The sequence below is a fragment of the Lysinibacillus sp. UBA5990 genome (genome assembly GCF_002429815.1).
Taxonomy (GTDB): Bacteria; Bacillota; Bacilli; order Bacillales_A; family Planococcaceae; genus Lysinibacillus; species Lysinibacillus fusiformis.
Window position 1 is genome coordinate 501005 of sequence record NZ_DJAY01000015.1, and the last position, 18245, is coordinate 519249.

At 38.9% G+C, this 18245-nt stretch carries 21 protein-coding genes; 20 read left to right on the top strand and 1 reads right to left on the bottom strand.

Features of this window, described 5'->3' with window-relative positions:
• Positions 1-29: 29 nt before the first annotated feature.
• The 17 genes from B3D94_RS14955 (at position 30) to B3D94_RS15035 (ending at position 15639) form a co-directional block, all read left to right on the top strand.
• Positions 30-1655, top strand: a complete 1626-nt coding sequence (locus B3D94_RS14955; RefSeq protein ID WP_069480671.1) for a long-chain fatty acid--CoA ligase — start codon at positions 30-32, stop codon at positions 1653-1655.
• Positions 1656-1780: 125 nt separating this feature from the next.
• Positions 1781-2011, top strand: coding sequence for a hypothetical protein (locus B3D94_RS14960; RefSeq protein ID WP_008180398.1), 231 nt, complete (start codon positions 1781-1783; stop codon positions 2009-2011).
• 84 nt (positions 2012-2095) lie between these two features.
• A complete protein-coding gene (locus B3D94_RS14965) occupies positions 2096-2869 on the top strand; it encodes a CheR family methyltransferase (RefSeq protein ID WP_193831370.1) in 774 nt (257 codons plus the stop codon).
• Positions 2870-3171: 302 nt separating this feature from the next.
• Positions 3172-4353, top strand: coding sequence for a chorismate synthase (gene aroC / locus B3D94_RS14970; protein ID WP_069480673.1), 1182 nt, complete (start codon positions 3172-3174; stop codon positions 4351-4353).
• A gap of 3 nt (positions 4354-4356) precedes the next feature.
• On the top strand, positions 4357-5448 hold the full coding sequence (gene aroB, locus B3D94_RS14975) for a 3-dehydroquinate synthase (RefSeq protein ID WP_291758084.1): 1092 nt from the start codon (positions 4357-4359) through the stop codon (positions 5446-5448).
• Positions 5445-5813, top strand: coding sequence for a chorismate mutase (aroH, locus tag B3D94_RS14980; RefSeq protein WP_069480675.1), 369 nt, complete (start codon positions 5445-5447; stop codon positions 5811-5813). Before aroB ends, aroH begins: the two co-directional genes overlap by 4 nt.
• 18 nt (positions 5814-5831) lie before the next feature.
• Positions 5832-6932, top strand: a complete 1101-nt coding sequence (gene hisC, locus B3D94_RS14985) for a histidinol-phosphate transaminase (protein WP_069480676.1) — start codon at positions 5832-5834, stop codon at positions 6930-6932.
• Positions 6929-8026 (top strand): prephenate dehydrogenase, encoded by a 1098-nt coding sequence (locus B3D94_RS14990; RefSeq protein ID WP_069480677.1) that lies wholly within the window; start codon positions 6929-6931, stop codon positions 8024-8026. Before hisC ends, B3D94_RS14990 begins: the two co-directional genes overlap by 4 nt.
• A gap of 58 nt (positions 8027-8084) precedes the next feature.
• The gene (gene aroA, locus B3D94_RS14995; protein WP_291758087.1) at positions 8085-9371 is read left to right on the top strand and encodes a 3-phosphoshikimate 1-carboxyvinyltransferase; all 1287 of its coding nucleotides are present in this window, start codon (positions 8085-8087) and stop codon (positions 9369-9371) included.
• 96 nt (positions 9372-9467) lie between these two features.
• Positions 9468-10736: a tetratricopeptide repeat protein gene (locus B3D94_RS15000; RefSeq protein ID WP_083244629.1), complete on the top strand. Its 1269-nt coding sequence runs from the start codon at positions 9468-9470 to the stop codon at positions 10734-10736.
• 14 nt (positions 10737-10750) lie between these two features.
• Positions 10751-11308, top strand: coding sequence for a ReoY family proteolytic degradation factor (locus tag B3D94_RS15005; RefSeq protein ID WP_008181956.1), 558 nt, complete (start codon positions 10751-10753; stop codon positions 11306-11308).
• A 142-nt stretch (positions 11309-11450) separates the two neighbouring features.
• The gene (locus B3D94_RS15010; RefSeq protein WP_069480679.1) at positions 11451-11900 is read left to right on the top strand and encodes a DUF2487 family protein; all 450 of its coding nucleotides are present in this window, start codon (positions 11451-11453) and stop codon (positions 11898-11900) included.
• 154 nt (positions 11901-12054) lie between these two features.
• A complete protein-coding gene (locus B3D94_RS15015; protein WP_069480680.1) occupies positions 12055-12561 on the top strand; it encodes a ubiquinol-cytochrome c reductase iron-sulfur subunit in 507 nt (168 codons plus the stop codon).
• Positions 12562-12580: 19 nt separating this feature from the next.
• Positions 12581-13255 carry a menaquinol-cytochrome c reductase cytochrome b subunit gene (qcrB, locus tag B3D94_RS15020; RefSeq protein WP_054609847.1) on the top strand — a complete coding sequence of 225 codons (675 nt, stop codon included), beginning with the start codon at positions 12581-12583 and terminating at the stop codon, positions 13253-13255.
• A gap of 41 nt (positions 13256-13296) precedes the next feature.
• Positions 13297-14064, top strand: coding sequence for a menaquinol-cytochrome c reductase cytochrome b/c subunit (locus B3D94_RS15025; RefSeq protein WP_004232669.1), 768 nt, complete (start codon positions 13297-13299; stop codon positions 14062-14064).
• A gap of 243 nt (positions 14065-14307) precedes the next feature.
• A complete protein-coding gene (locus tag B3D94_RS15030; protein WP_069480681.1) occupies positions 14308-14904 on the top strand; it encodes a DUF1405 domain-containing protein in 597 nt (198 codons plus the stop codon).
• A gap of 60 nt (positions 14905-14964) precedes the next feature.
• Positions 14965-15639: a zinc metallopeptidase gene (locus B3D94_RS15035; RefSeq protein WP_008181566.1), complete on the top strand. Its 675-nt coding sequence runs from the start codon at positions 14965-14967 to the stop codon at positions 15637-15639.
• Between the two features lie 56 nt (positions 15640-15695).
• On the opposite strand, the gene B3D94_RS15040 is transcribed toward B3D94_RS15035, so the two are convergent.
• On the bottom strand, positions 15696-16565 hold the full coding sequence (locus tag B3D94_RS15040) for a YitT family protein (RefSeq protein ID WP_008181565.1): 870 nt from the start codon (positions 16563-16565) through the stop codon (positions 15696-15698).
• A gap of 115 nt (positions 16566-16680) precedes the next feature.
• Between B3D94_RS15040 and B3D94_RS15045 the strand changes: the two genes are divergently transcribed.
• The 3 genes from B3D94_RS15045 to mgsA are packed head-to-tail and all read left to right on the top strand — an operon-like array spanning position 16681 to position 18237.
• A complete protein-coding gene (locus B3D94_RS15045; protein ID WP_008181563.1) occupies positions 16681-17016 on the top strand; it encodes a nucleotide pyrophosphohydrolase in 336 nt (111 codons plus the stop codon).
• Positions 17016-17813 (top strand): 4-hydroxy-tetrahydrodipicolinate reductase, encoded by a 798-nt coding sequence (gene dapB, locus B3D94_RS15050; protein ID WP_069480682.1) that lies wholly within the window; start codon positions 17016-17018, stop codon positions 17811-17813. Before B3D94_RS15045 ends, dapB begins: the two co-directional genes overlap by 1 nt.
• Before the next feature lie 19 nt (positions 17814-17832).
• Positions 17833-18237, top strand: coding sequence for a methylglyoxal synthase (gene mgsA / locus B3D94_RS15055; RefSeq protein WP_008181558.1), 405 nt, complete (start codon positions 17833-17835; stop codon positions 18235-18237).
• The last annotated feature ends 8 nt before the right edge of the window (positions 18238-18245 follow it).

The following is an 18245-nucleotide window of genomic DNA, read 5'->3' on the forward strand; positions in this document are numbered from 1 at the left end:
GAAATTTGTCAGCGAAGGGGAGCGGTAAAATGCATATGATGGATACGCCTTTATTATTAACAAGTTTTTTGAATCGAGCAGAACGATTTTTTCAGTCAAAGAAAATATATTCGCGAACAAGCGCTACAACTATTCATGAATTTACGTATATAGAATATGTCAAACGAACTCGTCAATTAGCAGATGCCCTAACAAAATTAGGTATGCAGCAGGGCACAAAGGTTGGGACATTTGCTTGGAATCATCATCGTCATTTGGAAGCCTATTTTGCTGTACCATGTGCAGGAGCGGTTCTGCATATGATCAATATTCGATTAGCTCCTGAGCATATTGTCTATGTCATTAATCATGCGGAGGATGAAATATTATTAATTGACGACAATTTAGTCCCTCTTATCGCACCATTTGTTTCACAATTAAAAACGGTTAAACACATTATCATTATGGGAGATGCTGTGGCACTAGAATCTTTCCCCATTCCAAATGCTTTGTCCTATGAGGCACTAATTGCAGATGCCGATGAGCATTTCACTTTTCCAGAAGATTTAGATGAAAATACACCTGCTGGTATGTGCTATACGAGTGCAACGACTGGTATGCCAAAGGGAGTAGTTTATACACATCGCAGTATCGTCCTTCACAGTTTAACCGCTGGACTTGCAGATAGTATTGCTATTTGTGAGTCGGATGTTGTGCTACCTGTTGTACCAATGTTTCATGCCAATGCATGGGGCTTCCCTTTTGCTAGTGTAGCCTTTGGTGCCACTCAGGTATTACCAGGTCCTATGTTTACGCCTCAGCTTTTACTTGAGCTTTTTGACGTGTACAAAGTAACCTTGACGGCAGGTGTACCTACTATTTGGCTCGGTGTTTTACAGGAGCAACGTCTACACCCCCGTGACCTATCGTCAATGCGATTAATAGTTTGTGGCGGATCTGCCTCACCTATTGGTCTTGTAAAGGGCTTCGAGGAGGAGCTGAAGATTCCTTATATGACTGGGTATGGGATGACTGAGACCTCTCCGCTTGTAAGCTTATCCACGTATTTAACCCATATGCAGGACTACACGGCTGATGAAAAAATGCATGTTCGCATTACTCAAGGGATGACAATGCCCCTTCTTGAAACCCGTGTTGTTAATGAAAATGGCGAGGTGCCATGGGATGGTGAAACGATGGGTGAACTAACGATACGAGGTCCATGGATCGCAAATGAGTACTATCAAGATGAGCGTACAGAAGAAGCCTTTAAAGATGGTTGGCTTTATACAGGTGATATCGCGGTAATGACGCCGGATGGCTATATAAAAATTACCGATCGTACAAAAGATTTAATTAAGAGTGGTGGAGAATGGATTTCGTCAGTTGAGTTAGAAAATGCCTTGATGTCCCATCCAAAAGTCTTTGAAGCCGCTGTGATTGCCATCCCACATGAAAAATGGCTGGAACGTCCTCTGGCGTGTGTAGTGCCAAAGCCAGAATACAAGGATTCCATTTCTAAAGAGGAGCTCATCGAAAATTTACAAACGCAATTCCATAAAACATGGATACCAGATGATATAGTTTTCATTCAGGAGGTACCAAAAACATCTGTAGGTAAATTTTTGAAGGCGAAATTACGAGAAGATTTAAAAGATTACCGTGTACAAGTTTAGTTAATTTGCTAGGATGAGGGTAGTGAAAAACTACCTTCATTTTTTAATTGAAATAAATTCCTGAAAAGTGAAACTATTTTTTCCATTTTGCCGTATAATTTTAGTAACGAAAGGATGTGATCGTATTGTCAATTGCCATTGTAGCAATTATTGGTGGGGTTATTATTTCTTTAGCTGGGATTTTTACAGATTCCCGTACGAGACAGCAAAAAATTAAATTAAAGGCTATCGAAAAAGAAGTGGAATTAGAAAAACTTCGATTAGAAACTTATACGATTGAAACGGAAAAAATGCGCCTTGAATTAGAACAGTCAAAGGTGCTACTATTAGAGGAAAAACAAAACTCAAGCAAGTAGATGTGTATACATGAGAAAGACTATTTCAGGATTGTCTCTTTTCCGCTATAATGGAACTACGACGCTAGAGGGGAAGATGACCATATGTCTGATTATGAACAGTTTATAGAAGGTATCAAGCGCAAAACAGGAATAGATTTAGCGTTATATAAAGAAGCGCAAATGAAAAGACGATTAACCTCACTTTATGAAAAAAAAGGTTATCGAAATTTTGTTGACTTTCTAAAGGCACTTGAACAAGATCGTGATTTAATGAATGAGTTTTTAGATCGTATGACGATTAATGTTTCTGAATTTTATCGTAATGGAAAGCGTTGGGACGTATTGCAAAAGAAAATATTACCTAAGCTATTACAAACAAATAAGCGTTTAAAAATTTGGAGTGCTGCTTGTTCAACAGGAGAAGAGCCATATTCATTAGTAATGGTCTTATCTCAATTAGTGCCTTTATCTCAAATTCAAATTATTGCTACTGATTTAGATGAAAATGTCATTCAAAAAGCAAAATTAGGTGTCTATCCAGAACGTTCTTTAGCAGAAGTGCCAAATGACATTAAAGCTAAATGTTTTGAACAAGAGGGCTCCTTCTACCGCGTGAAGGATGAGATTAAGCGTTGTGTAACCTTTAAAAAACAAAATTTGCTTAATGATACCTATGATAGCAATTATGATTTAATAGTTTGCCGCAATGTAATGATCTATTTCACGGAAGAAGCCAAAGATCAAATTTATAACGATTTTAGTAAAGCCTTACGCAAGGATGGCATACTATTTGTAGGATCGACAGAGCAAATTTTTAATCCATCTCGTTACGAATTTGAAGTAGAGGACACATTCTTCTATCGAAAAAACAGTTAATAATATGAATGAAAAGCTTTGTACAAATGACTGGTTTCATCATGTACATATAGTAACTAAAGCATTAACATAGATAATTCGTACGCTTTTCGCTTATCCTAAGCAAAGGCGTATTTTTTATAAATTTTAGCACTTCACTTCAGTAGTGTAGTAAGGTTTTATGCAAGTCGTTCAGAATATTCGCATTTAGGTTATGTAAATAGGATGAACTTAAAAGACATTTGCAAAAGGACTGTTTTTTTAAAGAATATATGTTATAGTGAAAAATACATACTTTAGCGAGTTGAAGGGAGAAAGCGTTTATGCGTTACTTAACAGCGGGTGAGTCACACGGCCCCCAACTAACAACTATTATTGAAGGTTTACCGTCACTCTTACCCATTACAGCAGAAAAAATTAATCACGATTTAAAACGACGTCAAGGAGGTCATGGACGTGGACGACGCATGCAAATCGAAACAGATACAGTAGAGATTGTCGCAGGTGTTCGTCATGGACAAACACTTGGATCACCTGTCGCACTAGTTGTAACCAATGATGACTGGAAGCATTGGACGAAAATTATGGGTGCTGAGCCATTAGCAGAAGATGTGAATCCTGAGGACATCAAACGTCAAATTTCACGACCTCGTCCAGGCCATGCGGATTTAGTTGGAGGCATGAAATACGGACACCGTGATTTACGAAATGTATTAGAGCGTTCTTCAGCTCGTGAAACAACTGTACGTGTAGCGGTTGGCTCAGTGGCGAAGACTTTATTAAATGAATTAGGTATTTCCATTGTCGCACATGTTACGGAGATTGTTGGAATTAAGGCTGATACATCCTTAGTGGAAGGGAAAACAGTCGATGAAATTCGTGCCATTGTGGAAGCAGATCCTTGCTATTGTATAGATTCTGTAGCTTCTGCCAAGATGGTAGAAGCGATTGACGAAGCAAAAAAAGCTGGCGATTCTATCGGCGGTGTTGTGGAAGTCATTGTGGAAGGTATGCCAGCAGGTGTAGGGTCTTATGTACACTATGATCGTAAGCTCGATGCTAAGTTGGCTGCGGCAATGCTATCTATCAATGCATTTAAAGGTGTAGAGTTTGGGCTTGGTTTCGAGATGGCACGTCGTAAAGGCTCAGAAGTTCATGATGAAATTATTTGGACTGAAGAAGAAGGCTATACACGTGCAACTAATCGACTTGGTGGCTTAGAGGGTGGCATGTCTACTGGTATGCCAATTGTTGTACGCGGTGTAATGAAGCCAATTCCTACATTATATAAACCATTACAAAGTGTGGATATCGAAACAAAAGAGCCCTTTAAAGCGAGTGTTGAGCGTTCTGACAGCTGTGCGGTACCAGCAGCATCAGTAGTAGCTGAGCATGTTATTGCCTGGGAAATAGCGAATATTATTTTGGAGCAATTCCATAGTGATCAATTACCACAACTAAAAGCTCAAATTGATGAACATCGTCAATATACGAAGGGGTTCTGATTTATGCGTGTTCCAGTTGCGACAAAATCGCATCATTATGAGGTTGTACTTGGCTATAGATTTCTAACTGAAGCTATGCAAACATTTGCGGTTCAGCTAAAAAAAGCAGATAAACTGTTTGTCTTTACAGATGCTCATGTATGGGAGGCACAGGAAGCCTATTTCAAGGCAAATTTCCCATATGATTTTGAAGTGTTTATTTTGCCTGGTGGCGAAGCATGCAAAACCTTTGAGCAATATATTGCAGCTCAAACTTTTTTACTAGAGCAAAAATGCTCGCGGAAGTCATTTATTTTTGCTTTTGGTGGCGGGGCTGTTGGAGATTTAACGGGGTTTGTTGCAGCAACCTATATGCGTGGAGTTCCATTTATTCAAATTCCAACAACTATTTTGGCGCATGATTCAGCAGTAGGTGGGAAGACCGCTATTAACCATCCATTAGGAAAGAATATGATTGGCGCATTTTATCAGCCAGAAGGTGTTATTTACGATACAGTTTTCTCTGAAACCCTACCTGTACGCGAGATCCGCTCAGGAACAGCTGAGTTAATCAAACATGCGATGATTTCTGATCCAGCATGGTTAGAGGAATTAATGGCAGCAGATTCCGTTATACATTTTAATCAGCAGGAATTAGCGAGCCAGTTAAAAAAAGGGATTGAGGTTAAAGCAAAAATTGTAGCTGAGGATGAAGCAGAGCAATCTGTTCGAAAGTTTTTAAACTTGGGCCATACATATGGACATGCGATTGAAGCGGCTGCAGGCTACGGCAAAGTTGCTCATGGTGAGGCTGTCATGATTGGCCTTGTGTATTGTTTATTATTGAGTGAACGTTATGGGGAGCTAGATCGTGCATTTACCAAAGCGTTTTTACAATTTGCAGTTAAAAATGGATATCCTTTTGAGGCTGTTAATGACTATACATTCGAACAATTAACAAGCTATTTAATGAAAGATAAAAAAACGGAGTATGGCGTTTTACAATTTGTTTTGTTGGAAAAAATCGGTAAACCTTTTGTGCGGGCAATTGATTTAGAAAAATGCAAAGAAGTAGATGCCGAATATAGACAGTTATTAGCGGAGGTGCTTGTATGATTCGTGGACTAAGAGGGGCAATTACAATTGAATCTGACAAGCCAGAGCTTGTATGGGATGAGACAGCAAGATTAGTGCTTGAGGTTGTGTCAGCAAATAATGTAGAAATAGATGATATTGCTTCCATTTTGATTTCTACTACGCCGGATATTACTTCAGCATTTCCTGCTCGTGCAGTACGCTTGATGGATGGTTGGCAATATGTCCCAGTAATGTGTACACATGAAATGGATGTGCCGAATGCACTACCATTATGTATTCGAGTATTAATTCATGCGAATGTAGAGGTAGCACAAAAAGATGTGAAGCACTTGTATCTCAATGATGCAGTGAAATTAAGACCAGATTTAGCACAAGCTAAATAAGTAGAGGAGATGTTTTAGATGAAGTGGAAACAACAATTGGACGGTATGCAAGCGTATAAACCAGGAAAACCAATTGACGAAGTGCAACGTGAATATGGCTTAAAAGAAGTTATTAAATTGGCATCTAATGAAAATCCATTTGGATGTTCACCTAAGGTGACAGCATATTTACAAAATAATGCAGTGAATCATGCTCTTTATCCAGATGGCTATGCACAAAATTTACGTACAGCTGTTGCAAATCATCTAGGTGTTCAAGAGACACAGCTTCTGTTTGGTAATGGCTCTGACGATATCATTGCTATTATTACTCGTGCATTGTTGTATCCAGGGGTAAATACCGTTATGGCTGACCTATCATTCTCCCAATACTGGCATAATGCTGAAATTGAAGGTGCTGAAATACGTAAAATCCCATGTGTGGAGGGGGCACATGATCTAGATACAATGGCGGCTGCAATTGATGATCAAACAGCTGTCGTATGGGTATGTAGTCCGAATAATCCTACTGGCGTAGTAATTCCAGATACGGCTTTACGTGCCTTCCTTGCCAAAGTACCCAATGATGTACTTGTTGTACTAGATGAAGCGTACATTGAATACGTGACACATCCTGAACATAAGGATACTCTACCAATCATCGATCAGTATCCAAATGTGCTTTTATTACGTACATTCTCTAAAGCATATGGTTTGGCATCCTTCCGAGTTGGCTATGCAATTGGACAGCCAACTGTCATTGAAAAGCTTGATCCGGTCAGAGGTCCATTTAATAATACGAGTTTAAGCCAAGCTGTAGCTGCTATTGCACTAAGCGATCAGGAATATATAGAAGCATGTCGTGAAGCAAATGAAAATGGTAAAAAGCAATATGTTGAATTCTGTGAAAAACATAATCTAAAATACTTCCCATCTGATACGAACTTTATTTTCTTTGATACAAAGGCTGATAGTGATGTCATTTTCCAAGAGCTTATGAAAAAGGGCTTTATTGTGCGCAGTGGTAATGCTTTAGGATTACCAGGATTTATCCGTGTCACAATCGGTACCGAAGCCCAAAATACAGCATTGCTAGTTCAACTTGACAATGTATTAAAAGAGCAAGGGGTATTTGCATGACACGCAATGTGCTCGTTATCGGGCTAGGATTAATCGGTGGTTCCATCGCCCTTGCTTTACAAAAGGCACCAGATACAAAGATTATTGGCTATGACATGGATGCTCAAACACGTGAGCATGCGCAAGCATTAAATATTGTACATGACACTGTGACCGATCCACAGGCAATTGCAGCTGATGTCGATATCATTATTTTCGGTACACCAGTTAATGCAACGCTTGAATGGATGGAGCAATTAAAATCATGGCCATTAAAAAATAAAGTCATTGTAACAGATACAGGAAGTACAAAAAAATTAATTATGCAAAAAGCTGGTGAATTACGTGAACTTGGCATTACGTTTATTGGTGGACATCCAATGGCAGGTTCACACAAAAGTGGCGTATTAGCTGCAAAGGCGCATCTTTTTGAAAATGCATACTATATGCTTACACCTCTTGCTGGTGAAGAAATTGTTCATATGGCACAGCTGGAAAGTCTCTTAAAATTCACGCATGCAAAAGTGGTGAGTGTTTCTGCAAGTGAGCATGACCATATGACAGCTGTGGTGAGTCATTTCCCGCATGTCATTGCAGCTTCTCTTGTGCATCAATTAGGAGGAGAGAATGGGGAATATCCAATGACTCGCTCCCTTGCCGCTGGTGGTTTCCGTGATGTCACGCGTATAGCTTCTTCCAACCCGGTTTTATGGCGAGATATCACTTTGCAAAATCGTGATGAGCTACTGACTCAGCTAGAAGGCTGGGAAAAAGAAATGGGCCGCATTAAGGAATTGCTGACGAATGGTACTTCTCGGGATATAGAAGACTATTTTTCTATTGCCAAAGAACTGAGAGATGAATTACCAATTAGCGCAGGAGCTATGTATACAGCGTTTGATTTATACGTAGATGTTCCAGACTATCCAGGTGTCATTTCCGAGGTAACAGGTTTGCTGGCTGATGAGGCAATAAGTATTACGAATTTAAGAATTGTCGAGTCAAGGGAGGATGTTTTCGGTATTTTGGTCATTAGTTTCCAAAGCGAAAATGACCGTGAACGTGCCGCAGCATGTATTCAAAAACGTGCCAATTTTGAAACGTATATTTCATAGAAAAAGAAAGCGTCGGCTTTACGGCGCTTTCTGTCTTCATATTGGAGGGGAAAAATTAATGAGTGAAAAAGTTTTACAATACAATAAGCCAACTTTACATGGATCACTAACTGTTCCAGGCGATAAATCGGTCTCTCATCGTTCTGTGATGTTTGGTTCCATTGCTACTGGGACAACAACAGTAGAAGGTTTTTTACTTGGAGAAGATTGTTTAAGTACCATTGATTGCTTCCAGAAGCTTGGTGTGAATATTGAGGTGGAAGGAACGAATGTAACGATAGAAAGTCCAGGGATGAGTAGCTGGCAGGAGCCTACAGAGGTGTTGTATACAGGTAACTCTGGTACAACTACACGTTTAATGCTCGGAATTTTAGCAGGCTCTACAGTTCATTCAGTCATGACGGGGGATGCATCAATTGGCAAGCGACCAATGCGACGTGTCATTGATCCACTGCGTCAAATGGGAGCCTATATTACGGGACGTGCAGACGGTCAATATACACCATTAGCCATTCAAGGTACAAAACTACAGGCCATTGATTACAAAATGCCAGTAGCAAGTGCTCAAGTTAAATCTGCTATATTACTGGCAGGCTTGCGTGCTGAGGGAACAACGATTGTTAGAGAAACAGAAGTGTCAAGAGATCATACTGAACGAATGCTGCGTCAATTTGGTGCTGATGTCGAAGTGAAGGATGGAGTAGTTTCATTAGAGGGTGGACAAACATTAAGTGGGACCCATGTTTCTGTACCAGGGGACATCTCGTCAGCAGCCTTTTTCTTAGTGGCAGGGGCAATTTGTAATACTAGTCAATTAACACTTGAAAATGTAGGTGTTAATCCAACGCGTGATGGAATTATAGAGGTTCTTTCAAAAATGGGCGCATCGATGACAGTGATCCCAAATGATGACCGTCAAGCTGAACCAACAGCGACCATTCAAATTCAAACATCTACTTTATCTGGTACAACAATCGAGGGAGAGTTGATTCCTCGTTTAATAGATGAAATACCAATCCTTGCTTTACTTGCTACACAGGCACATGGACAAACCATTATTAAAGATGCCGAAGAGTTAAAAGTGAAGGAAACAGATCGGATTACAGCGGTTGTAGCTGAATTAAAAAAGCTGGGTGCTAACATTGAAGCAACAAATGACGGTATGATTATTGAAGGCCCAACACCACTAAAGGGTGCAAGTCTCAAAACATATGGCGATCATCGAATTGGAATGATGGGTGCTGTAGCTGCTTTAATTACGGAAGGATCAGTCACTTTGGATGATGCACAGTGTATTGCTGTATCGTATCCAACATTCTTTGAACATATTGAGGCAGTAAGGTAACAATTAAAGATTGACTCTCCAAGTTTTTGGGGAGTTTTTTCTTGTTTCGGTGGTAAATGTTTTGTAGCATAAAGGTATCAAAGAAAGAATAGGTGAATGACTGTGAACAATGCGATGACTGAAATGATGCAAGCACTTGAACAGGGAGACTTAGCATTAATAGATCAGCTACTTGAAACATTTTTAGTGAAGGAGCTACCCGAGGAAATTTACGCACTTGCAGAAATTTTTATGCAATATGGGTACATGAAAGAAGCTGACCGTGTGCTGGAGCATTTACAATTTTTATTCCCAGAAGAGGCACAGTTAAAAATAGATCGTGCAAATGTTTTAATGGAGCTTGGTGATGAAGATGAAGCATTAAATTTATTGCTTGAAATCGAAGAAGCATCACCAGAATATCCTCAAGCATTATTAGTTTTAGCTGATTATTATCAAATGCAGGGGTTATTTGAAGTAGCTGAAATACGTATAAATGAAGCACTAGCAATTTTACCAGACGAGCCATTACTGCATTTTGCCAAAGCTGAGCTGTTATTTGAAACAGGTCGTTTTTTAGAAGCTGCAAGATTGTATGAAGAATTATATGAACAACAAGGTGAATTTGCTGGTGTTCAACTTGTGGAGCGATTGGCGGAGGTTTATCGTGCCGGGGCTGCCTACGAAACGGCATTGGATTACTATTTAAAGGCGCTTGACGATGAGGTGAAACCAGATATTTTATTTGGTGCTGCGTATTCAGCCTTCCAATCCCAAAAATACGAGTTGGCTATTAAACAATTAGAGGAATTGAAAGAGTTAGATCCAGATTACTTCTCAGCTTACTTATTGCTAGCAGAAAGCTATGCGATGACAGAGGAAAATCAACAAGCTTATGCGGCGATCCAAGAGGGATTAAAACGCGATGAATATGATAAAACGCTTTATTTATTTGCTGGGAAAATGGCATTGAAAAATAGTTTGCCAATAGAAGCTGAGCAGTATTTACGAGAAGCAATAGCGTTAGATCCTGAGTATATGGAAGCCGTATTAGCACTTATTTCTGTGTTAGGACAACAGGAACGGAATGAAGATGTTATCGAATTATTTGAGACTCTTCAGCAAAATGATTTTGAATGGAGCACATTATATCCATTTGCAGCGGAGGCATATGAAAATTTAGAATTGTACGACCGTGCATACGAATTTTACCGTTTGGCATATAATGATTTTAAGGAAGACGCAACATTTTTAGAAAAATATGTGTACTTTTTATTAGAGGAAGGAAAACGTTCAGAGGCGAAAGTGATTCTTGAACAATTAATTAACATTCAACCAGGTGAACCAGAGTGGCAAGAGAAGTTAGAAGCCTTAGAATTTGAGTAAAGGAGGGAGTGGGTATGACTGCTTCTGTATCAGTTGTTGATAAAAAAGCATTTGTTCGATGGTTTTTAAAAAATTATCAATTGAAACGTCGTGAGTGTGTTTGGATTTTAAATTACTTACTTAGCAATGATGACTTATTAAAACGAATCCGATTTGTGGAAGAAGCTCACTATTGTCCGAGAGCAATGGTGATGTCAACAGTTGATTCAACAGGTGTTCCTTTTCGTTTCTATAAAGGCAATGTAATGACGGCAGACGCCGAAAAGTCTTTCCATGATTTACGCTTACACGAGCAAGAAGATATGTATATACAATTGAATTTTCCAAATATACCACCAAGTGCACAATACTTAGCAGTTCTAGAAGAAAACCCTTATATGCCAGAGACACTGTTAGTTAGTGAAAAAGATCGTTTACTGGCAGAAGAACTGCTTTCCAATAGCTTACTCGTATTCCAAGAAGAAAAATTACTTGCACAAATTGATGAAGCCCTCGATCAGGGAGATGAAGAACGTTTTTATGAATTGTCTAATTTGTTACAAGCATTAAAGGAAACGGCTAATTTACCTTAGTTATAGGTAAAAATTGAATGTCCTTTACCCACTTCAGTATGGTAACATTACTAGTGAATGATTGTTTTCACTTTTAATTGGGTATCCTATTTGAAGAGTGGAAAAGGGCATTTTTTATTATGTGACAAAGGAGGTTTGTTGAATGTACTTTAATGCAAACGATGTGACATCGTTTTTGGGACAGAAGGATTTCATCGATACTGCGATAGTTCCGCTCATATCCATCGATTTAGCTTCTGAGAAAATGAAACAAAGTGGTGCTGAGGTAGATTTTCTAATGTCTTTAACTTCTTTCATAGAACAACAGTTTAAAGGCCGTTTACTAGTCATGCCACCTTTTTCTTATATGGCTTCTTTAAAAAACGAAGAATTACCGAAGCAATTCGAAACACAATTACATAATGCTGGCTTTAAGCATGTGTTCTTCATTACTTGTGACCACTCTTGGACAAATATTGGAGATATAGTAAATATTATTTGGTTACCAGCAATTCCGTTAGAAAGCATGGATGTAGGTGTCAAAAAATCCATTCTCGAAGATCAATTACGACAAGTGGTTCCGATGCTTTCGACCAAATGGGCACAGATTTAACAATTAGTTTCAATAAATGTTCACATTCTCCAGCTTTCCACAGAATGCTATATTGACCAAGCTATGGACTTGATATATCATATATATGTCCTAGTATTACTATTTGTAAAAGTATGTCCGTTGGACTGACCTTTAAGTTAGAGGGGGGAAAATAATGAGTAATAATCGAGTTTCACGTCGTCAATTTCTAAGTTATACTCTTACTGGTGTAGGTGGATTTATGGCGGCAGGTATGCTAATGCCAATGCTTCGCTTTGCAATTGATCCGGTGCTACAAAAGCATGAGGGTGGAGATTTTGTAGAAACAGAGCATAAAATCGCTGACTTGACTGAAGAGCCAGTAAAAGTTGACTTTTCATATGAACAAGTGGATGCATGGTACAAATCACAGGTTACAGATGTAGCTTGGGTTTATAAAAGTGGCGATCAAATCATTGCCCTTTCACCTGTTTGTAAGCATTTAGGATGTATGGTTGACTGGAATGGAGATTCTGCACACCCAGGTCAATTCTTCTGTCCATGTCACGCAGGACGTTATGAGAAAAACGGGAAAAACGTTGCAGGTACACCGCCTCTAGGTCCGTTGGATGAATTTGAAGTACAAGAAAAAGATGGCTATTTAATGATTGGTCCAGCAAAAGCAAATTCTCTAGTTAAATAAGTAAGGGGGTACGACAACAGTGCTAAATAAAATTTATGATTGGGTCGATGAACGCCTAGATATTACACCCATTTGGCGTGATATTGCCGACCACGAAGTGCCAGAGCACGTTAACCCTGCACATCATTTTTCAGCATTCGTTTACTGCTTTGGTGGATTAACATTCTTCATCACAGTAATTCAAATTCTATCTGGTATGTTCCTAACAATGTATTATGTACCAGACGTTGTGAATGCCTGGAAATCAGTTTATTATTTACAAAACGAAGTAGCGTTTGGTGAGATCGTTCGCGGTATGCACCACTGGGGGGCTTCATTAGTTATCGTAATGATGTTCTTACATACACTTCGTGTATTCTTCACAGGTTCTTATAAGAAACCTCGTGAGTTAAACTGGATGGTTGGTGTAGGTATTTTTGGTGTAATGATGGGTCTTGGCTTTACAGGATACCTATTACCATGGGATATGAAAGCATTATTCGCTACTAAAGTAGGTATCGAAATTGCAGCATCTGTACCGTTTATCGGTTCAATAATTAAAGTATTATTAGCGGGTGACACTACAATTCTTGGTGCTCAAACGTTAACTCGATTCTTTGCGATTCATGTATTCTTCTTGCCTGCAGTATTGTTTGGGTTACTTGCAGCACACTTTATCATGATTCGTCGTCAAGGAATTTCAGGGCCGTTGTAATTGTCTTGACGGTTCGATGATCTTTAAAAGGAGGGGACACTATGCATCGCGGAAAAGGAATGAAATTTGTCGGCGATTCTCGTATTAAAGCGAATCACAGAATGCCGAACGTTCCAAAGGATTATTCCGAATATCCAGGTAAGACGGAAGCTTTCTGGCCGAACTTCTTACTGAAGGAATGGATGGTAGGTGCTGTATTTTTAATTGGATACTTATTATTAACTGTCGCTCACCCGTCACCACTTGAAGGGCCGGCAGATCCAACTAGAGCATATACACCGCTACCGGACTGGTACTTCTTATTCATGTATCAACTTTTAAAATACTCATTTGCTTCTGGTCCATACAATGTAATCGGAGCAATTGTAATTCCAGGTCTTGCATTTGGAGCGCTATTATTAATGCCATTTTTAGACAAGGGTCCAGAACGTCGTCCATCTAAACGTCCATTACCGACAGCGTTTATGTTATTAACTCTAGCTGCTATGTTCTACCTAACTTGGGAGTCAGTTGTTAACCACGACTGGGAAGCTCAAAAAGCTATGGGTGCAATCGTAGAAACAGTTGAATTTGATAAAGAATCAGAAGGTTATAAACTATACGCTGGTTCAGCATGTATTACATGTCACGGTGAAGGCTTAGAAGGTGGAGCTGGTGCACCATCTCTAATGAACACTGGATTAACAGCTGATGAAATTAAGGACATTGCCCATAATGGTCGTGGTAACATGCCACCAGGATTATGGACAGGTTCAGATGAAGATCTTCAGAAACTTGCTGAATTTATCGAAAGTTTAAAAGCTGAGTAATAGTAAAAGAGTCAGGAAACTGGCTCTTTTTTTTCGACCTTGTTATAATATTGGGACTGAAAGCTAGGCGAAAAGGTTCCCTTTTCCTAAGTAATTTAGCGAAAAATGTCGAAATAAGGATAAAAGCGAATGAATTCAATCCATTAGCTCATATTGAAGTTGTGGAAATAATTTCACCTAGAAATAAGAAATCTTCACTGTACATAACAAATATTTTTTAGCAAAGCGCAAGGAGTTGAATTTATGCAAATAACACGTGCAAATCTTTGGTATCTTCTTAACCATAAGTCATTTTTAATAGCGCTGCTTATTATTAATCTATTAGGCACAATTTATGGCTATTATTGGTATGGATGGCAGCTTGCAATGACTAAGCCTATTTTTTATATTTTTGTTCCTGATAGTCCGACAGCTAGCTTATTCTTTTGCTTTGTGTTAATTGCTTGGATTATGGGGAAAAGATGGCCGCTAATGGAAGTATTAGCGCTTGTAACATTAGTGAAATACGGTCTGTGGGCTGATGTCATGAATATTTGGACATTAGTTGAAACAGGATCGATCGGTTGGCAAGGCTGGATGCTAGTTGCCTCACATTTTGCAATGGCCGTTCAAGCTATATTATATTTGAAGAAATATGTATTCACTTACTGGCATGTAGTTATAGCAGCTATCTGGACGCTCCATAATGATGTCATTGACTATGTGTTTGGACAAATGCCTATGTATGGGGATTTAGTCAAGTACACAAGCTATATTGGCTACTTTACATTTTGGTTATCAATTGCATGTATTCTCCTTGCGATTTTCTCAATTAGGTGGCGCAAATATTTGCCGAATTAGGGTATAAATTATAGAATTATAGTATCGAGGTAGAAAGGGGTTAGAATATTGTCAACAAGCATGTATATTGTTTATTTTATTATTATTATGCTACTGCCACTTTATGCACAAATGAAAGTAAAAGGCACGTATAATAAATTTGCGAAACAACGTACAATGAAAGGCCAAACAGGTGCAGAGGTAGCGCGTGCGATTTTAGATGCGAACGGCTTATATGATGTACGAGTTGTGCCAACACAAGGTGTGTTGTCTGACCATTACAATCCGGCAACCAAAACAGTTGCTTTATCAGAAAGTAACTTTTATGAAGCGAGTGTTGCAGGGGCTGCGGTAGCTGCCCATGAGGTAGGTCACGCCATCCAACATAAAGAAGCTTATTCTATGCTTACATTACGTAGTAAGCTAGTCCCAGTGGCAAATATTTCTTCTAATGCGTCGTGGATTTTCGTAATGATTGGTATTTTTGCAAGTAGTACGAATTTCTTGCTTTTAGGTATCATATTATTAGCAGCAGGTGTTGTTTTCCAATTAGTGACACTTCCAGTGGAGTTTGATGCTTCAAAGCGAGCATTAGTTCAAATGAATTCGCTTGGCATTATTACAAATGAAGAAGAACGACCAGCACGAAAAGTATTGAGTGCTGCAGCATTAACATATGTAGCAGCAGCAGCGGTAGCTGTACTAGAGCTATTACGTTTAATTTTAATTTTTACGAATATGCGTAGCGATGACTAAGAAAAAAACTTGTTATGGTGGAACACCACCATAACAAGTTTTTTATCTTCAAACACTTAATGAAGTGGTTGTTTTTGATCATCAAGAGTGAAGCCTTCTCCTGCTACATCGCGAACTTCTATAATAGAAACGAAAGCGTGTGGATCCACTTCATGAACAATGGATTTTAGGCGTACAACTTCGTTGCGACCGATCACACAATAAATAACTTCCTTAGGCTGTTTAGTAAAGTGGCCATGTCCTTCTAAAATAGTGATCCCGCGCTCCATTCGTAGGGCGATTGTTTCCGCAATAACACCAGACTTCTCAGATATAATGAGAGCACCACGCGCTGCATAGGCACCTTCCTGTACAAAGTCAATAACACGAGCGCCAACAAATACAGCGACTAATGTGTACATCATGGAACGAGCATCTAAGAATGTAAGCCATGAAAGGATAATGACAATAGCGTCGAAGACAAACATCGTTTTACCCATACTCCAGCCAAAATATTTATGCCCAAGTCGCGCCAAAATATCGACGCCGCCGGTAGTGCCACCAAAGCGGAAGACAATACCCAGGCCAAGTCCGACGAATATACCCGCGAAAAGAGCAACGAGTAACATGTCATCTTCTAAATGAATGGTAAACTGATATTTCTGGAAAATCTTTAGAAAAAGAGAAACAGATAAAGTGCCAACAAGCGTATAAACAAAAGATTTCTTTCCAAGTAATCGATAACCAATTATAAACATGGGAATATTTAATAATAGGTTCATTAAGGCGGGGTCCCATCCTAATGTAAAATATAGTATGAGTGTAATTCCACTTAGTCCACCTTCACCTAGCTGATTTTGAATGTTGAAGTGAACAAAGCCGAAGCTAAAAATGGCTGCTCCGAGCATTATTGCGATAATATTACGTATTTTAATCTGTTTTAACATTTGACCTCCTGTAGTTCCAAACAAATGAAGTAGTGATATCTATTATCTGACATTTTATTGGTTTTGACAACAACGGTGTAAATTATATAGGATGGTAAATAGGAGTGTGATTTAAATGACAGATCAACTAACGATGCAAGCATTACAACAGCGTGTTGATAATTATATAGGACAATTTAAAGAAGGATATTTCCCACCATTCGAACTGCTAGCTCGTTTAACAGAGGAATTAGGAGAGCTATCTCGTGAGGTTCAGGATGTATATGGTCAAAAAAAGAAAAAGAATACAGAGGAAATAAACAGTATTGAAGAAGAGCTTGGTGACTTTTTCTTTGTTTTAGTATGCTTTGCCAATGCTCAGGGTATTAAATTAGATGAAGCTTTATTAAGAGTCATACATAAATTTGAAACAAGGGATAAGGATCGTTGGACGAGAAAGGATGAAGAATGATGTCGATTCGTGTAGCTATTGCAGGAGCGAGAGGAAAAATGGGGGCTGAGGCTGTACATACGGTCATGAAACATGACAAAATGGAATTAGTAGCTGTACTAGATTATAAGGAAGTAGGAAAAACATTAGCTGATTTAGACATGTTCCCAGCGAACTATACAGTACCTGTATTTACGGAAATGCATGATCTTGTAGAAGCAACTTCTCCAGACGTATTAGTGGATTTAACGAACCCACATGCTGTATATAATCATACTAAAGAAGCATTGAATTTAAATGTACGACCTGTAATTGGTACAACAGGATTTACTGATGCACAACTAGAAGAATTATCAACTATTGCTAAAGAAAAAGAGTTAGGCTGCATTATTGCACCAAACTTTGCGATTGGCGCTATCCTAATGATGAAATTTGCGAAAGAAGCGGCCAAATACTTACCAGATGTAGAAATTATTGAAATGCATCATGATCAAAAACTTGATGCACCATCTGGAACAGCAGTGAAAACGGCTCAATTAATTCAAGAGGTACGTACGCAAAAGACTCAGGGGCATCCAGAAGAAAAAGAAACCATTGAAGGTGCAAGAGGTGGAGATTTTGATGGCATGCGCATTCACTCTGTTCGCTTACCTGGTTTAGTGGCACACCAGCAAGTATTATTTGGTGGAGATGGGCAGCTTTTAACGATTCGCCATGATTCATTAAATCGAAATTCTTTTATGTCAGGCATTGCCTTTTGTGTAGAAGAGGTTATGAAAATGGATCAACTTGTTTATGGTTTAGAAAACATCATCTAAAGATTGGGATGGAAGCTATATGAAAATCGCATTGATTGCACATGATCGTAAAAAAGATAATTTAGTACAGTTTGCTATTGCTTACAAAGAAATTTTACTTGAACATTCACTTTATGCTACTGGTACAACAGGACAGCGTGTCATTGAAGCCACTGGTTTAGAGGTAACACGTTTTCGTTCAGGCCCACTTGGTGGCGACCAACAAATTGGCGCAATGATTGCCAACAATGATATGGATATGGTTATTTTTTTCCGAGATCCATTAACAGCACAACCACATGAGCCAGATGTTTCTGCACTTATCCGTCTTTGTGATGTTTACCAAGTGCCACTGGCGACAAATATGGGGACAGCAGAAATATTATTAAAAGGCCTACAAGAAGGCTTTGTGGATTGGAGACTGATACAAGAAAGACGTAACTAATAAAAGAC

Coding starts and splice junctions, on each gene's coding strand:
- B3D94_RS14955 (WP_069480671.1), top strand. CDS start 30: ATGCATATGATGGATACGCCTTTATTATTAACAAGTTTTTTGAATCGA.
- B3D94_RS15035 (WP_008181566.1), top strand. CDS start 14,965: ATGTATATTGTTTATTTTATTATTATTATGCTACTGCCACTTTATGCA.
- B3D94_RS15005 (WP_008181956.1), top strand. CDS start 10,751: ATGACTGCTTCTGTATCAGTTGTTGATAAAAAAGCATTTGTTCGATGG.
- B3D94_RS14965 (WP_193831370.1), top strand. CDS start 2,096: ATGTCTGATTATGAACAGTTTATAGAAGGTATCAAGCGCAAAACAGGA.
- B3D94_RS15045 (WP_008181563.1), top strand. CDS start 16,681: ATGACAGATCAACTAACGATGCAAGCATTACAACAGCGTGTTGATAAT.
- hisC (WP_069480676.1), top strand. CDS start 5,832: ATGAAGTGGAAACAACAATTGGACGGTATGCAAGCGTATAAACCAGGA.
- dapB (WP_069480682.1), top strand. CDS start 17,016: ATGTCGATTCGTGTAGCTATTGCAGGAGCGAGAGGAAAAATGGGGGCT.
- B3D94_RS14990 (WP_069480677.1), top strand. CDS start 6,929: ATGACACGCAATGTGCTCGTTATCGGGCTAGGATTAATCGGTGGTTCC.
- mgsA (WP_008181558.1), top strand. CDS start 17,833: ATGAAAATCGCATTGATTGCACATGATCGTAAAAAAGATAATTTAGTA.
- B3D94_RS15015 (WP_069480680.1), top strand. CDS start 12,055: ATGAGTAATAATCGAGTTTCACGTCGTCAATTTCTAAGTTATACTCTT.
- B3D94_RS15025 (WP_004232669.1), top strand. CDS start 13,297: ATGCATCGCGGAAAAGGAATGAAATTTGTCGGCGATTCTCGTATTAAA.
- B3D94_RS15030 (WP_069480681.1), top strand. CDS start 14,308: ATGCAAATAACACGTGCAAATCTTTGGTATCTTCTTAACCATAAGTCA.
- B3D94_RS15000 (WP_083244629.1), top strand. CDS start 9,468: ATGACTGTGAACAATGCGATGACTGAAATGATGCAAGCACTTGAACAG.
- B3D94_RS15010 (WP_069480679.1), top strand. CDS start 11,451: ATGTACTTTAATGCAAACGATGTGACATCGTTTTTGGGACAGAAGGAT.
- B3D94_RS15040 (WP_008181565.1), bottom strand. CDS start 16,565: ATGTTAAAACAGATTAAAATACGTAATATTATCGCAATAATGCTCGGA.
- aroB (WP_291758084.1), top strand. CDS start 4,357: ATGCGTGTTCCAGTTGCGACAAAATCGCATCATTATGAGGTTGTACTT.
- aroA (WP_291758087.1), top strand. CDS start 8,085: ATGAGTGAAAAAGTTTTACAATACAATAAGCCAACTTTACATGGATCA.
- aroC (WP_069480673.1), top strand. CDS start 3,172: ATGCGTTACTTAACAGCGGGTGAGTCACACGGCCCCCAACTAACAACT.
- aroH (WP_069480675.1), top strand. CDS start 5,445: ATGATTCGTGGACTAAGAGGGGCAATTACAATTGAATCTGACAAGCCA.